Consider the following 15,017-nt stretch of genomic DNA (forward strand, 5'->3'; position numbering starts at 1 on the left):
TTAGCCTATAAATGGAGTTGATCTGAATGATAAAAGGAATCGGAATTGATATTATAGAATTGCGACGAATAAAAAATATTTTAGAACGACAACCGAAAATGTTAGATCGGATATTAACAAAAACAGAAAAAGAAATATGGGAGAATCTCCAATCAGATAAAAGAAAAATAGAATTTGTTGCAGGGAGATTTGCAGCGAAAGAAGCTTTTTCGAAAGCAAGAGGAACTGGAATTGGGCAATTAAGTTTTTTAGATATTGAAATTATTAATCATAAAAATGGAGCACCTATTTTAAATTCAAAAGTTTTAACTGCTGAGACATGCTTTGTATCAATCTCTCACAGTGAAGATTATGCAGTAGCACAAGTAATAATTGAAAGTGAATCTGCATATTAAGAGAGGTTGTCTCATACTATTTTAGTGCGGGTAGGAGGGAACAAGATGTACATCGTAACCGCGGAAGAAATGTACGAAATAGATCGTTATGCGATAAAAAAAGGGGGAATCGAAGGCAAAATTCTAATGGATAATGCCGGATCACAAGTAGCCCAGAGGATAGTTCAAACCTATGATACCAATCGAAAGATGGCGATAGTTGCTGGCGGTGGAAATAATGGCGGTGATGGTTTTGTTATTGCACGTTATTTAGCAGAATACGGATATGAGGTTACTGTTTTTCAATTAGTGGCAGATCATAAAATTAAAGGGGATGCAGCTTTTCATAAGCAATGTTGGTTAAACACGTCAGACAAGCTGACCCATGTCACAGATTCGCATCAGTTGAAGCAAAGATTAGTAGATTTTGATGTCGTCATTGATGCGATTTTGGGGATAGGAGTTTCCGGAGCAATTCGTGAGCCGATTCGAAGTATGATTGATGTAATCAATCATTTACCCATAGAAAAAATCTCAGTTGATATTCCAAGTGGTTTACCTGCAAATGATGGTATCCATGTTGATCAAGTCATCCAAGCAAATAAAACATATATCATTGAAGCGCCGAAAGAAACTGCTTTTTGTGAAGATACCAGCATCTATTATGGCGAATGGGAAACAGTGAAAATCGGTATACCACAAACGGCTTATGTCAAGCATTCATCGAAAAAGAGATGGTGCAAAAAGTATGTCCGAGCAACTTTTCCGAAACGTGACAAGTATGCCCACAAAGGGTCCAATGGTAGAGGGTTGGTCATTGGTGGTCAACTAACGATGCCGGGAGCAATTGTGTTAGCAGCAAGAGCAGCACTCCGTTCAGGTGCGGGGCTGATAACCGTTGCAACAGTCAAGGAGAATATCCCGATTGTATCGAGTAGTTGTATAGAAGCAACATATCACCTTTTGCCAAACTTAACGAATCGATTAACAGATCGTGACCTTGAAGCCTTTGAAAAAATAGATGCTATTGCGGTTGGCATGGGTATCGGACGTGAAGACTCTCAGCTACTATCTGATTTGATTGAAAAACTAGACAAGCCACTACTAATTGATGCAGATGGTCTGTATCATGCAAAACCATTATTGGAACCATTGTTGCAGCATAAGGCGCCGGTTGTGATTACACCTCATTATGGAGAAATGGCCATGCTGACAGATAAAACTGTTCCAGAAGTAAAGCGATCGCCTTTTTCTATCTCTAGGCAGTTTGCCGAAAAGCATCAATTGTATGTGGTGTTAAAAGGTAAATATACCGTTATTACGGCACCAGATGGAGAGCAAATTGTCAGTGATCAGGGGAATGCTGGCTTAGCAAAAGGTGGGACTGGTGACGTGTTGTCAGGCATTTTGCTGACGATGGTCATGCAGCATAAAGAATTGCTGTCAGCCCTTGCAAATGGTTGTTATCTTCATGGTAAATCTGCGGATTATTTGGTGGAAGAGGACCATACTGAAAGGGATTTATTAGCTACCGATGTGATCGAAGGACTATCGCAAGTATTTCGTACATTGTCTTAACGTGTGATCGTGTTCCCTTTGTCCAGTCAGATGAGACAAAGGAGAGATGTCGCGATGAAAAAATATAAAAGTATTGTAATCGGTATTTTATTGCTTATTGTTTTAACTGCTTGTGGGGAAAAATCTAAGGACGATGTTGTGGAGAAACTAGAAGATATAGCAGAGAATATGAGTGCTTATCAATCACAGGCAATGATGACATTGAATACAGGAAAAGAAAAACAGGCATATCGGGTTGAAGTAGCCCATAAGAAAAAAGATTACTACCGTGTATTATTAAAGAACGAGAATGATGAGGAAAGTAGCCAAATTATTTTACGTAACGATGAAGGGGTTTTTGTATTAACACCAGCTTTAAACAAGAGTTTCAAATTTCAAAGTGAATGGCCGGATAACAATAGTCAACCATATCTCTTCCAATCATTGATACAAGATTTAGTAGATGACAGTGATGCTACATTTACCGTGACAGACAGTTATTTTGTCTTTGAAACGAAAACAAGCTATGAAAGCAATAGTAATCTTCCATACCAGACCATTTATTTTGATAAAAAGACTTACGCACCTGTGTTAGTCAAGGTATTAGATCATGATAAAAATGCGTTAGTTGAGGTGGAGTTTACGAACTTTGAGATAGATCCGGAGTTACCGGAAAATACGTTTGATATGGAAACAAACATGACGAGCAGTATTTTTGGGGTACCTGTGATGGCACAAGAAGATCTACCTACACAATTAACTGTACTTTATCCTTCTGAAAATTTAGGTTCAGAGCTGGTAGAAGAAAATCAAATGGATATCGAAAATGGTAACCGTGTGATGTTATCGTATCAAGGAGATAAAAATTTCACGATTATTCAAGAGACAGTAGACGTGCTTCCAACAAGTACAGCAGCACCGCAAATGGTCAGTGGTGAACCAATTGATTTAGGATTTACCGTTGGAGCACTCACCGATAATTCATTAGAATGGCATTACCAAGGTGTTAATTATTATGTAGCAAGTGAGCAATTAACGAAAGAAGAAATGAAAGAAGTAGCAAGATCCATGTCAACAGAAGAAGCAATGAAATAAGCGAGAAGCAGACTTTTCAAGAAGTCTGCTTTTTTCTGTACCAGTATAGGATTCTTCAGAGAATCCATGAACTGCGCAGTATCGTAGACATAAGCTTGTCTTCTTCCATTCTTTTGTTGATGAGGGCATGACCGTCGCTGCGGAAAATACTCCCTTTCCGGGGGCACGGCCTCAGCTAACTTTGCAAAGAAAATCACTTTGCAAAGTGGATCTTCGTCGCGTAAGTTCCCCCAGGATTGTCGCATTTTTCCGCAGCTTTGACTAGTTTTTTGGAATAGTGAGAAGAAGTCCCTTGATTATATATCCGAAGATTTTCTTCTTTCAACAATCAGAACATTAGAACCAGCGGAGGCAGAATACGGAGACTCCTATGGGAACAGCACGCGTCCGAATACCCCTTGATGCACCTGCGTCTTCTAGTAACGCTTCGTAGTATGCTTCCTCGGTGCAAGGGAGCACAGAAGTTCATTCAAGTAGTTCCCTGGCTGAGGCCGTGCCCATGGAAAGCGCAGTATTCTGCTGTAGCGAATGCTAGCACTTACCTTAAATCAGAATAGGAGGAAGCTACACCAAGTCAAATTTTCACAACTTCGCAGTTTTTATCAAATGTGCATTTTTGTGTTGTATAAGAATATGTCGCGTTCAATCTGGGCTGTTTTAATCATACCTTTTTTTCGTTAAATGGTTTATAATGGATTTCGTTACATTCTATCGAATTGAAGGAGTATCATCAACATGGGTAAAAATTTTTATCGTGATTCTTGGGTAGAAGTGAATCTGGATCATATTATATATAATATAGAGCAATTAAAGAATAAATTATCAGATAAAACGCAAATCTATGCAGTAGTGAAAGCAAATGGATATGGGCATGGTGATATTGAAGTGGCCAATGCAGCGCTTAAAGGAAGTGCAACAAGACTTGCTGTCGCTATATTAGACGAAGCATTGCGACTTCGCCGTGGTGGCATTAAAGTTCCTATTTTAGTTATGGGATGGATTCGTCCAGAAGATGCTGAAATCGCTGCTCAACACGATATCACGGTTACTTGTTATCAAAAAGAATGGCTAGAGGAAGTGCAAAAGCTTTCACTTCCTAAACCGCTAACTGTCCACCTTAAATGGGACACAGGGATGGGACGAATTGGTATCCGAACAGAGCAGGAATTATTAGAAATACTCCCTCTATTACAACATAAAAATCTTTATTTAGAAGCAATATTCACGCATTTTGCTACCGCTGATGAAGGAAATATGGAGCATTTTGAAGCACAAATAACTCATTTCGACAAACTATGGGCTATTTTTCAAGAGAACTGGTCACGGCACAAGGTAATGATCCATACTGGGAATAGTGCAGCGAGCATGCGTTTCCCTGAAAAAATGTTTGACTTCGTGCGTTTTGGTATCAGTATGTACGGACTGTATCCATCTGCTGTGGTCAAAACAGAAAAGCCGATTGAACTAAAACCAGCACTTTCATTACACAGTCGTTTAATTCATGTGAAGAAAGTGGAAAAAGGAACACCAATTAGTTATGGGGCGACATATTTAGCGAACGAGGAGGAATGGATTGGTACAGTTCCGCTTGGTTATGCGGATGGTATTCGTCGTGCCTTACAAGGTGCCGAAGTCTTAGTTAATGGTGAGAGGTGTACAATTGTCGGTCGTATTTGTATGGACCAACTGATGGTTCGACTAACAAAACCTGCTAAAGTAGGAGATAAAGTCACTTTGATTGGTACACAAGGCGCGGCGAAGATCGAAATGGATGAATGGGCCACACATTTGGACACGATTAATTATGAAATTGCTTGTATGATTAGTAATCGAGTCCCCAGAGTATATTCATGAAATAAAAAAATAGTCGGTAAGACAAGATAATTCTTCAATCTTCTGGTAATACTGAAGGTATATTGTAGAAAAAAACGAAAAATTATCAAAAACCCCTTTGCAATGCCTGTTTCGGAATGGTATGATTGTATTGGATTATCATTTTAGGCTTGTCAATGTTGGTGGAGGTGTATGGTTTTGTCTGAAGACTTACAAGAAGTTGCTGTGAGATTACCGAAAAACCTACTGAATGAGGTGGATGGCTTGATGAAAAGTGAAGATAGCAATTTAAGTGATTTTATTTGCCAAGCAACAAAGACGTATTTACGCGAAACGAAAAAACGCCATATCCAGGAATCGATGCAAAGAGGTTATATGGAAATGGCAAAAATCAATTTGAATATTGCTTCAGAAGCTTTTCAAGCGGAAGAGGAGGCAGAAAACACCCTAGAGCGCTTAGTGAGCGGGGTGTAGGTCTTGATAGTGAAAAGAGGCGACGTATATTTCGCCGATCTATCCCCTGTTGTGGGATCTGAACAGGGCGGTGTGCGTCCTGTATTAGTTTTGCAAAATGATATTGGAAACCGTTTCAGTCCCACTGTTATTGTCGCGGCTATCACCGCACAAATTCAAAAGGCGAAATTGCCAACACATGTCGAAATTGATGCGGAAAAGTATGGCTTTGAGCGGAACTCCGTTATTTTACTGGAACAGATTCGTACAATTGATAAGCAACGTTTAACAGATAAAATAACACAATTAGACAATAACATGATGGAACGTATAGATAGAGGATTAGAAATTAGTTTAGGGTTAACTGATTTCTAATCCTCTATCTTCAAAACCCTTGCTTTTAAGAATGAAAGCAAGGGTTTTTTAGCAAATGATTGAAAAAAATGTCCGATTTTGTAACTATTAAGATGAATATTAATCGTAAATTCTACTGTTTTATTGTAAACTATTAGATAGCATTGAAAATAGCGGAGGTTGAAAAAATGCCAGAAACATTACGAAGAATTGTAGTAGAAAACAGTGATGTTATTTCCAAAAATTGGTTAGATGAAATAACAGAAAAGCGCAAGTCCGACTATACTTCAAGTATATCGGATAGTTTATATCACACTACGAATCAAGAATTCATCAATGTCATTTTTTCCAGTATTAATCGTCGAGGGGATACCGGAGAAATGGATGACTTTGCAGAACGATTGATAAATCTTGGCTGGCCGTTGAGTTATATTACAGACGGATTGCAAACGTTTAGAAGGGTAACAATTGACTTTATTTTAAGTCAGTCTGATCAAGTAGACACAGAAGAATTCTCACGCATCTTTAATATTGTCGAAGATTGGGTGGAACCAATCATCAATCAGCTTGTCAATCAATATTCAGGAAGCTGGGAACATACGGTTACCCTGCAAAGGATGGCACTGCAGGAATTGTCTGCTCCGCTTATTCCTGTTATGGACAATATCACCGTGATGCCTTTAATTGGAACGATCGACACAGAACGTGCCAAATTAATTATGGAAAACCTTTTAGAAGGAGTAATGAAACATAATTCGGAAGTGGTATTGATCGATATTACTGGTGTGCCTGTTGTTGATACAATGGTAGCACACCATATTATTCAAGCTGCAGAAGCCGTACGTTTAATCGGAGCAACTTGTATTTTAGTTGGTATTCGTCCTGAAATAGCTCAGACAATCGTTAATCTAGGTATTGATTTAAGCAAATTTCCGACAAAAAGTTCCTTGAGAAAAGGATTTAATACGGCATTAAAATTGACTAATCGTGAGATAGTTGATTTAGATAATTTCAAAGAAGAAGATATAACCAAAATCATTGACTCACTTAAATAAGGAGGTGCTTCTATGAGAATACCAATTTTAAAACTACACAACTATTTATTGGTATCCATTCAAATCGATCTCGATGATCAAACTGCAATTGATTTTCAAGAAGACTTACTTAGTAAAATACATAAGAGTGGTGCAACAGGAGTGGTCATCGATTTAACCTCTGTTGATATCATCGATTCCTTTATTGCAAAAGTATTAGGTGACGTTGTATCAATGTCAGATTTAATGGGCGCAAAAGTAGTGTTAACCGGTATTCAGCCTGCGGTTGCGATGACGTTAATTGATTTAGGAATTCATTTACAAAATGTTCCGACAGCACTTGATTTAGAACAGGGGCTGATTAAACTTCGCCAGGAACTGGAGGAGTAATCATGAAAACAAAATCAAGTGTAAAAATAAATAAAGAATGGGATATTGTTGGAGCAAGACAAATAGGGAGAGAATTGGCAAAAGACTTGGGATTCGGTACAGTAGATCAAGCTAGAATTGCTACTGCAATTTCCGAATTAGCCCGTAACATATACTTATATGCTGATAAAGGTAAAGTGGCATATGAAAAAATAGAAGATATGAATAAAAAAGGGTTAAAAATTATCGCTTGTGATCAAGGGCCTGGTATTAATGATTTAAGTAAGGTAATGGAAGATGGTTTTTCTACTTCCGGAGGGCTGGGTGCTGGGCTGCCAGGTGTAAAAAGATTAATGGATTATTTTGATATTGTGTCTGAACCGGGTAAGGGTACGACCATAACTACGATCAAATGGGTTCGATAAGATAGATATACTAGTGTAACTGATTAATAGAATGTTCATTTTACCCCTATACCAAAATGACAATGTAGATTTTCAAATTTGTAGTAATCGTAGTTAGGAGGTAATGAGATGGAGCCTTATAAGTTCGATGTCAACAGTTATCGGAATTTATTAAAAAAGTATATAGCGTCACAAGACGAAAAATCATTATATCAAGCAGAACAATTTAGTAAGTTATCGATGCAACATAATATATCTCCTGAGGAAATTATTAATGTGCATATACAAGCATTAAAAGAGTTATATCCTGATTTACCAGCAGAGATAGGATCTTCTATGAATTTCCTTTTGGAAACAATGATTTCATATGGGTTGGCTTATCAAGAATTTCAGACATTAAGAGAAAAACAAGGAGAACTAGAGTCGGAAATCTCTATTGCTGCTAACATGCAACAGACGCTCCTTTCAACTACAAAACCGGACATAGAGGGTATGGATATCGGTGCGGTTAGTGTACCTTCTCATCAAATGAATGGTGATTACTATCATTTTGTTACCGATGAATCAAATAATTTAGGTATCGCTATTGCTGATGTCATCGGAAAAGGTATACCTGCAGCATTAGCGATGTCAATGATTAAATATTCCTTGGATAGTTTTCCGGAAACAATGAGAAACCCTAGTGTAATATTAGAAAATTTAAATCGTGTGGTTGAGAGGAATGTGGACACTAGTATGTTCATCACGATGTTTTATGGATTATTTAATCATGAAACAGGTTCCTTGCAGTTTTCTTCGGCTGGACACGAGCCTGGTTTTTATTACTGTGGAACTACAGATCGATTTTTTGAAATCACGACAAAAGGTTTAGTGTTAGGTGTTTCCGATCAGGCAACATATGAACAGACTGCCATTACTATGAAACCTGGTGACATGGTTGTATTATTAACGGATGGTGTGACAGAATGCCGGATCGGAGAACGATTTATTGAAACGGAAGAAGTATTGGAAGTGATTCGTAAGTATATGCATTTACCTGCGCAGGAAGCGGTAGAGTTAGTATATCGTCATTTTGAGCGTTTACAGGATTTTCAGTTAAGAGATGATTTTACGCTGATCTTTTTAAAAAAATAGTTTAAGAAGAAAAAAATAGGGAATGGTGAATCGTAAGCCTAGTACCAATAATTTGACAGGTCTTAACTGTAATCAAAAATAGATGAAAATATATGTAAAAAGCAAGCTTAATAGGATGACGAGGAGGTAACCGTTTTGAACTTAAATATCGAACGAAATGATAATGGTAAAACACAAGGGTTAAATTTAGCAGGAGAGATTGATGCCTATACCGCTCCTAAGTTGAAAGAAGCTCTATTGCCGTTAACAAAACATGAAGGAACCACAATTGTTGTAGATTTAGAACATGTTAACTATATGGATAGTACAGGCCTTGGCGTATTTATAAGTGCACTGAAGTCGACCAAAGAATATAATAGTGATTTGCGATTGGTTGCATTACAAGATCGTGTTAGACGATTATTTGACATTACTGGATTAGATAGCATTATTAATATTGATTCAACGGTACGAGGTGGGAAATAATATGGAATCTTTTGACTTCATCGAAATGAAAGTACCAGCAAGGGCGGAATATGTAGGGGTAGTCAGGTTAAGTACATCAGGAATTGCTAACCGAATGGGATTTAGTTACGAAGAAATTGAAGATCTAAAAGTAGCTATTTCTGAAGCGTTGTCCAATGCCACTGAGCATGCTTATGGAAATGAGGAAGGTGGAGAGGTAACCATTGGTTTTGGTGTTTATCAAGATCGTTTAGAAGTAATGGTTGCTGATCGTGGAGGAAGCTTTGATCTGCAAAAAATCAAAAAAGATATAGGACCTTATGAAAACAATCAATCGATTGAAGATTTGCGCGAAGGAGGCTTTGGCCTTTTCTTAATTGAAGCTCTGATGGACAAGGTAGAGATCAAAAATGATTATGGTGTGATTGTGTTAATGACCAAATACCTCCATGAAAATGAGGTGGATATCAATGACGACCAAATCTCGACCACACAATAATCGTGAGGATGAGGTGTATCAGTGGATCCGTGCCTTTCAAGAAAACCCTGAGGATCAAGCTATACAAGAGAAAATTGTCTTAACATATCAAAAACTTGTGAAGTCTCTGGCACGAAAATATGCAAAAAATGAAATGATTTATGAGGATCTTGAACAAGTAGGAATGTTAGGACTTTTAGCAGCAATTAGAAGATATGATCCAGAGCTTGGCAGGTCTTTTGAATCCTTCGCTATTCCTACAATTATTGGAGAAATCAAACGGTTTATACGCGATAAAACTTGGAGTGTTCATGTTCCTAGACGTATTAAAGAATTAGGTCCAAAGATCAAAAAAGCGACAGAAGCTTTAACAACAGATAATCAAAAATCACCTTCCATTAAAGAGATCGCTGACTATATTGATGTATCAGAAGAAGAAGTGCTTGAAACGATGGAAATGAGTCAAAGCTATAATGCATTATCGGTTGATCGTAAAATTGAAGCAGATTCAGATGGTAGTGAAGTATCGATATTGGATTTAATCGGCAACCAAGAGTCAGGATATGAAGATGTGGATCGTCAATTATTGCTTGAAAAAATAATGCCCATCTTAAATGAACGAGAACAAGAAATTCTCCGATATACTTATTTTGAGAATAAAAGTCAGAAAGAAACAGGTGAATTACTGGGAATATCACAAATGCATGTCTCCAGAATCCAACGACATGCACTGAAAAAACTTCGTGAAGCACTACAAGCTGAGAATATGGAGGCCATTCGTTAATGCGAAATAGTGATCAAGTAGAAGTGTCTGTTTATCAAAAAGCTAAAAAAGGTAATTACTATTGTGGAGACAGTTATTTCTACCATGAGTCTGACGGAAAGTTTATTTGTGCATTAGCTGATGGTCTTGGCAGTGGTGAATTCGCAAAAGAATCATCGCAAACGGTGATGGAAGTGATTCGTGATAATATAGATGTTCCTGTTACATCCATGATGAAGAAAAGTAACGAAAAGTTGGTAGGTAAACGTGGTGTGGTCTTAGGAATCTTACAACTTGACTTAAAGTCAAAGCGTTATGCCTATTCTTCGATCGGAAATATTGGGTTAATGACTATAACCACTAACTCTATTAAAAAGAGAAATATCCCACAGGCAGGCTATTTGAGTGGCTATGATAGACCTTTTAAAGTGATGTCAGATCATCTCGAAGAAGGTATGATTTTTGTGATGTTCTCTGATGGTGTAACATCAAAAGAAATTTCTAACTCTTATTTTCTTCATAAGGAAGTAGATCAGATAACAGATACCTTTGCTTATCTATATCAACAAAAACTAGCTGACGACACTACGCTAATTGCCATGAAATACAATGAGGAATCCCGTTAGATAACGACGGGATTCCTTTTTATCTTATGAGAAATGTAAAAGGCGCAATATACATAAACAGCGAAGTTATACGTTTTAGATTTACTTTCTTCCATTCTTTCTGTAGAGAGTGTTATGTCACCGCTTCGGCAGAATACTGCGCTTTCCGTGGGCTCGGCTTCAGCTAACTTTGCAAAGAAAACCACTTTGCAAAGTGGATCTTCAGCTCTCGCTGTCCCACAGGAGTCTCCGTATTCTGCCTGCGCTATTTTTAGTGTTCTGATTATTGATAGAGTAGAACTTAAGGAACTATATTCATTGGCTTTTCTGTCGATTTTTCCGCAGCGACGAACTAGCAATCATCTACAGAAGGATGGGAGAACATCCAACCCAAAGTGAATTTTCATTAGTTAGCAGTTTGTATCTATTTTGAACCAAATAATAAAAATAGGACTTGATGAGGATTGGCTAGGGGTGAGGTGGATAGGTAAAGTATCTGTGGATATCGTGGTTTCTTAAAAGATTCTATTCAGTAAGTGGTAATATTCAGGTTTTATGTGAACTAACCTGTTCTTTTTGTTAAAATAAAGAAGGATTAGTATGAAGGAGGAAACGCATTGGCAAATAATGAAGAATATATACAATTAATTAATGCTGTTACCGACAGGGCAAAAATTAATCAAAAAGCAGTTAAAAGTGTCATTCAATTATTAGAGGAAGGTAATACAGTCCCTTTTATTGCACGTTATCGAAAAGAGATGACAGGCTCACTTGATGAAGTGCAAATTAAAGATATTCAAGATGCATGGAATTATGTAAATGCGTTAGCTGATCGTAAACAAGAAGTGATCAGGCTTATTGATGAACAAGGGAAGCTAACAGATGAATTACAACAGGAAATTGTGCAAGCAACACAATTACAGAAAGTAGAAGATTTGTATCGACCATATAAACAAAAGCGTCGGACAAGGGCAACAATTGCTAAAGAGAAAGGGCTAGAACCATTAGCTGAAACAGTATACCGAAAACAAAATATCGAACTGGCAGATAATGCTGCAGATTTTTTAACAGAAGAACATGAATTACATACAGTGGAAGAGGTACTTGAAGGTGTACAAGACATCATTGCAGAGTGGATAGCGGATGAACCAAAGTATCGTGAACATATCCGTAAACAAACCCATCAAAAAGGGCTCACCACATCCAAAGCGAAGAAGCCTGAATTGGATGAAAAGAAAATCTATGAAATGTATTACGAATACAGTGAAGCCGTAAGCAAAATTGTTTCACACCGAATTTTAGCACTTAATCGTGGAGAAAAAGAAGATGTGCTAAAAGTTTCAATTGAACCACCAGTAGACAGTGTGCTTGATTATCTTCAAAAACAAGTAATTGAAAAAGACGCTACACCACAAATAAAAGAGTTTTTAATTCAAGTAATTGAAGATAGTTATAAACGACTAACACAGCCATCTGTCGAAAGAGAAATTCGATCTGCATTATCAGAGAAAGCTGAAGAGCAAGCGATCGATATATTCTCGAAAAATCTAAAAAGTTTATTGCTGCAACCGCCATTAAAAGGTAAATATGTTTTAGGTGTTGATCCGGCATTTCGAACAGGTTGTAAACTTTCAGTTGTCGATGATACAGGAAAAGTAAAAGCAATTGATGTCATCTACCCAACAGCACCAAGAAATGACACAGCAGGTGCTGAGAAGAAGGTCATCCAATTTTTGAAAGAACATCCAGTTGAGTTAATAGCGATTGGTAATGGAACGGCTTCAAGAGAAACAGAGCAATTTATAGCAGATGTGATTGATAAACATCAGTTAGACATTGCTTATATTATTGTCAATGAAGCAGGAGCAAGTGTGTACTCCGCATCCAAATTAGCACGAGAAGAATTTCCAGAATTACAGGTGGAAGAACGAAGTGCAGTATCGATTGCTAGACGTATCCAAGACCCGTTGGCAGAGTTAGTTAAAATTGAACCCAAGGCAATCGGTGTTGGACAATATCAACATGATGTCAGTCAAAAAAGGCTAACTGAATCTTTAACATTTGTGGTGGAAACAGCGGTAAACCAGGTTGGGGTGAACGTGAATTCAGCTTCTTCGTCTTTATTGCAATATGTTTCTGGTTTAAATAAGACGGTAGCAAATAATATTGTGAAATATCGTGATGAACATGGGAAATTCACTAACCGTAAACAATTAAAAGATATACCAAGGCTTGGTAACAAAACGTATGAACAAAGTATTGGGTTCCTAAGAGTGATGGACGGTGAAGAGCCATTAGACCGTACTCCGATTCACCCAGAAACTTATAAGGCAACAAAGCAGATTTTAACGGAAATGAATTGCTCGGTTGCAGATTTAGGAACCGAACAATTGAAAGAATTAGTTAATCAGTTAGACAAAAAAGCGTTAGCTGATACATTAGAAATTGGCTTGCCAACTTTAGAGGATATTCTGAAGGCATTAGCTAGCCCAAATCGTGATCCGCGTGACGATTTACCAAAACCGTTGTTAAAGAAAAATGTATTATCTATGGAAGATTTACAAAGTGGTATGGAACTTCAAGGGACCGTTCGAAATGTAGTTGATTTTGGTGTGTTCGTCGATATTGGAGTAAAGCAGGATGGATTAGTTCATATTTCCAAAATGTCTAATGAATTTGTGAAGCACCCGATGGACATCGCTTCTGTTGGTGATGTGATAACAGTATGGGTAGATCAAGTAGATATTCAGAAACAGCGAATAGCTTTAACCATGATTCCATCATAAAGAAAACTCGGAGATCGCCGAGCTTTTAGCCGTAGTTGTCTTTATCTATATACTTAAAATGATCGACTACGACGATCTTCGTCTATGCTAACCATTTATATTTTCTATACGATAAACAAAAGAGAGTAAAGGGTACTTTGTAGGTGCCTTTTACTCCGCTTTATCTTGTTCTTTATCACAGTAGAAAAACCAGCATTGATTTAATAAACGAATTTGATACTTGTTTTTATGAAGGAATGCGCCTGCTAATTGTCTTTTTAGCCAATTAGGCATGTTTATCATCCTTTAATTAGTGATTTTGTTTTATATTATGTAACATAATAGATAGGTGTGAAAGTATGGAAGTGATAACGCAAGTTGAATTAGAGAAGCTTACAAAAGATATTTCCGATAAAGTCTTTAACAAACCATTTACCGATGAAGTACGCTTTAATAATAGGTTAAGAACAACTGGTGGTCGTTATATACCTGCTAAACGAGTAATTGAATTAAATCCTAAATATTATAAAGAGCTGGGATATGAAGAGTTTGTTGGCATTATTAAACATGAATTATGTCATTATCACCTTCATATAGAAGGGAAAGGATATCAACATCGGGATCCAGAGTTCAAACAACTTTTAAAAGCAACAAACTCTCCGAGGCACTGTAATCCCTTACCATCGATGAACAATAATTTCAAATATGAATATCAATGTTCCTCTTGTTACCATGTATATAAAAGAAGAAAAAGAATCAATGTAAAAAGGTATCGTTGTGGGAAGTGTAGAGGTGAATTAATACTACTTTAAAAAAAATCAATATTTCTATTGACTAAGATACAAACAATATGATAAATTATATTGGCGTCACTTTGAAAAGCGCTTGTCTTAGATTAGTGACGGTAACTGAAAAAATAATAAAAAACAGTTGACATTTCAACGTGAGTATTATATTATATTTAACGTCGTCAACATGAGTTAGACACATTATTCCACAGTAGCTCAGTGGTAGAGCAATCGGCTGTTAACCGATCGGTCGTAGGTTCGAATCCTACCTGTGGAGCCATGGAGAAGTACTCAAGTGGCTGAAGAGGCGCCCCTGCTAAGGGTGTAGGTCGCGTAAGCGGCGCGAGGGTTCAAATCCCTCCTTCTCCGCCATTATTAACACTTCAAATAATGGCCCGTTGGTCAAGTGGTTAAGACACCGCCCTTTCACGGCGGTAACACGGGTTCGAATCCCGTACGGGTCATCCCATTTATTATAGAAAATTAATAGGTCCGGTAGTTCAGTTGGTTAGAATGCCTGCCTGTCACGCAGGAGGTCGCGGGTTCGAGTCCCGTCCGGACCGCCAT

17 protein-coding genes and 4 tRNA genes are annotated in these 15,017 nt (G+C 37.6%); 20 read left to right on the top strand and 1 reads right to left on the bottom strand.

Translation table 11 applies throughout. The features are described 5' to 3' along the window. Positions 1–26 precede the first annotated feature (26 nt). The 15 genes from acpS (at position 27) to GI584_RS03255 (ending at position 13,683) form a co-directional block, all read left to right on the top strand. On the top strand, positions 27–395 hold the full coding sequence (gene acpS / locus GI584_RS03185; RefSeq protein ID WP_100362063.1) for a holo-ACP synthase: 369 nt from the start codon (positions 27–29) through the stop codon (positions 393–395). A 45-nt stretch (positions 396–440) separates the two neighbouring features. Beyond that, entirely contained in the window at positions 441–1,952 is a 1,512-nt protein-coding gene (locus tag GI584_RS03190; protein WP_153790217.1) for an NAD(P)H-hydrate dehydratase, read from the top strand. A gap of 54 nt (positions 1,953–2,006) precedes the next feature. Further along, a complete protein-coding gene (locus tag GI584_RS03195) occupies positions 2,007–3,026 on the top strand; it encodes a LolA family protein (protein WP_153790218.1) in 1,020 nt (339 codons plus the stop codon). 735 nt (positions 3,027–3,761) lie between these two features. Next, on the top strand, positions 3,762–4,880 hold the full coding sequence (alr, locus tag GI584_RS03200) for an alanine racemase (RefSeq protein WP_153790219.1): 1,119 nt from the start codon (positions 3,762–3,764) through the stop codon (positions 4,878–4,880). A gap of 171 nt (positions 4,881–5,051) precedes the next feature. Beyond that, entirely contained in the window at positions 5,052–5,333 is a 282-nt protein-coding gene (locus tag GI584_RS03205) for a CopG family ribbon-helix-helix protein (protein WP_018932004.1), read from the top strand. Positions 5,334–5,336: 3 nt separating this feature from the next. Then, positions 5,337–5,687 carry a type II toxin-antitoxin system PemK/MazF family toxin gene (locus tag GI584_RS03210; RefSeq protein WP_026287269.1) on the top strand — a complete coding sequence of 117 codons (351 nt, stop codon included), beginning with the start codon at positions 5,337–5,339 and terminating at the stop codon, positions 5,685–5,687. Positions 5,688–5,854: 167 nt separating this feature from the next. Continuing rightward, positions 5,855–6,721, top strand: coding sequence for an RsbT co-antagonist protein RsbRA (locus GI584_RS03215; protein ID WP_153790220.1), 867 nt, complete (start codon positions 5,855–5,857; stop codon positions 6,719–6,721). A gap of 12 nt (positions 6,722–6,733) precedes the next feature. Beyond that, positions 6,734–7,090, top strand: a complete 357-nt coding sequence (locus GI584_RS03220) for an STAS domain-containing protein (RefSeq protein ID WP_091485317.1) — start codon at positions 6,734–6,736, stop codon at positions 7,088–7,090. A gap of 2 nt (positions 7,091–7,092) precedes the next feature. After that, on the top strand, positions 7,093–7,494 hold the full coding sequence (locus tag GI584_RS03225; protein WP_153790221.1) for an anti-sigma regulatory factor: 402 nt from the start codon (positions 7,093–7,095) through the stop codon (positions 7,492–7,494). 108 nt (positions 7,495–7,602) lie between these two features. Then, positions 7,603–8,607 (top strand): PP2C family protein-serine/threonine phosphatase, encoded by a 1,005-nt coding sequence (locus GI584_RS03230; protein ID WP_100362056.1) that lies wholly within the window; start codon positions 7,603–7,605, stop codon positions 8,605–8,607. Positions 8,608–8,742: 135 nt separating this feature from the next. Continuing rightward, complete coding sequence (locus tag GI584_RS03235; RefSeq protein WP_100362055.1) at positions 8,743–9,072, top strand: STAS domain-containing protein; 330 nt, start codon at positions 8,743–8,745, stop codon at positions 9,070–9,072. A 1-nt stretch (position 9,073) separates the two neighbouring features. Then, positions 9,074–9,550: an anti-sigma B factor RsbW gene (rsbW, locus tag GI584_RS03240; protein WP_100362054.1), complete on the top strand. Its 477-nt coding sequence runs from the start codon at positions 9,074–9,076 to the stop codon at positions 9,548–9,550. After that, positions 9,522–10,313, top strand: a complete 792-nt coding sequence (gene sigB, locus GI584_RS03245) for an RNA polymerase sigma factor SigB (protein ID WP_100362053.1) — start codon at positions 9,522–9,524, stop codon at positions 10,311–10,313. Before rsbW ends, sigB begins: the two co-directional genes overlap by 29 nt. Beyond that, positions 10,313–10,918, top strand: a complete 606-nt coding sequence (locus GI584_RS03250; protein WP_153790222.1) for a SpoIIE family protein phosphatase — start codon at positions 10,313–10,315, stop codon at positions 10,916–10,918. Before sigB ends, GI584_RS03250 begins: the two co-directional genes overlap by 1 nt. Positions 10,919–11,514: 596 nt before the next feature. Next, positions 11,515–13,683 carry a Tex family protein gene (locus GI584_RS03255; RefSeq protein WP_153790223.1) on the top strand — a complete coding sequence of 723 codons (2,169 nt, stop codon included), beginning with the start codon at positions 11,515–11,517 and terminating at the stop codon, positions 13,681–13,683. A gap of 150 nt (positions 13,684–13,833) precedes the next feature. Here GI584_RS03255 and cmpA read toward each other — a convergent pair whose 3' ends face one another. Continuing rightward, entirely contained in the window at positions 13,834–13,956 is a 123-nt protein-coding gene (gene cmpA / locus GI584_RS03260; RefSeq protein WP_100362050.1) for a cortex morphogenetic protein CmpA, read from the bottom strand. Between the two features lie 65 nt (positions 13,957–14,021). Between cmpA and GI584_RS03265 the strand changes: the two genes are divergently transcribed. The 5 genes from GI584_RS03265 to GI584_RS03285 all read left to right on the top strand — a co-directional run bounded on the left by GI584_RS03265 (position 14,022) and on the right by GI584_RS03285 (position 15,016). After that, on the top strand, positions 14,022–14,474 hold the full coding sequence (locus GI584_RS03265; protein WP_153790224.1) for a SprT family protein: 453 nt from the start codon (positions 14,022–14,024) through the stop codon (positions 14,472–14,474). A gap of 181 nt (positions 14,475–14,655) precedes the next feature. Next, positions 14,656–14,730: transfer RNA gene (locus tag GI584_RS03270), tRNA-Asn, on the top strand. A gap of 1 nt (position 14,731) precedes the next feature. Beyond that, positions 14,732–14,822, top strand: a tRNA-Ser gene (locus GI584_RS03275). Positions 14,823–14,842: 20 nt separating this feature from the next. Further along, positions 14,843–14,914: transfer RNA gene (locus GI584_RS03280), tRNA-Glu, on the top strand. Positions 14,915–14,939: 25 nt separating this feature from the next. Continuing rightward, positions 14,940–15,016 (top strand) — tRNA-Asp (locus GI584_RS03285). Position 15,017 lies beyond the last annotated feature (1 nt).

Source organism: Gracilibacillus salitolerans (genome assembly GCF_009650095.1).
In the GTDB taxonomy this organism is placed as follows: Bacteria; Bacillota; Bacilli; order Bacillales; family Amphibacillaceae; genus Gracilibacillus; species Gracilibacillus salitolerans.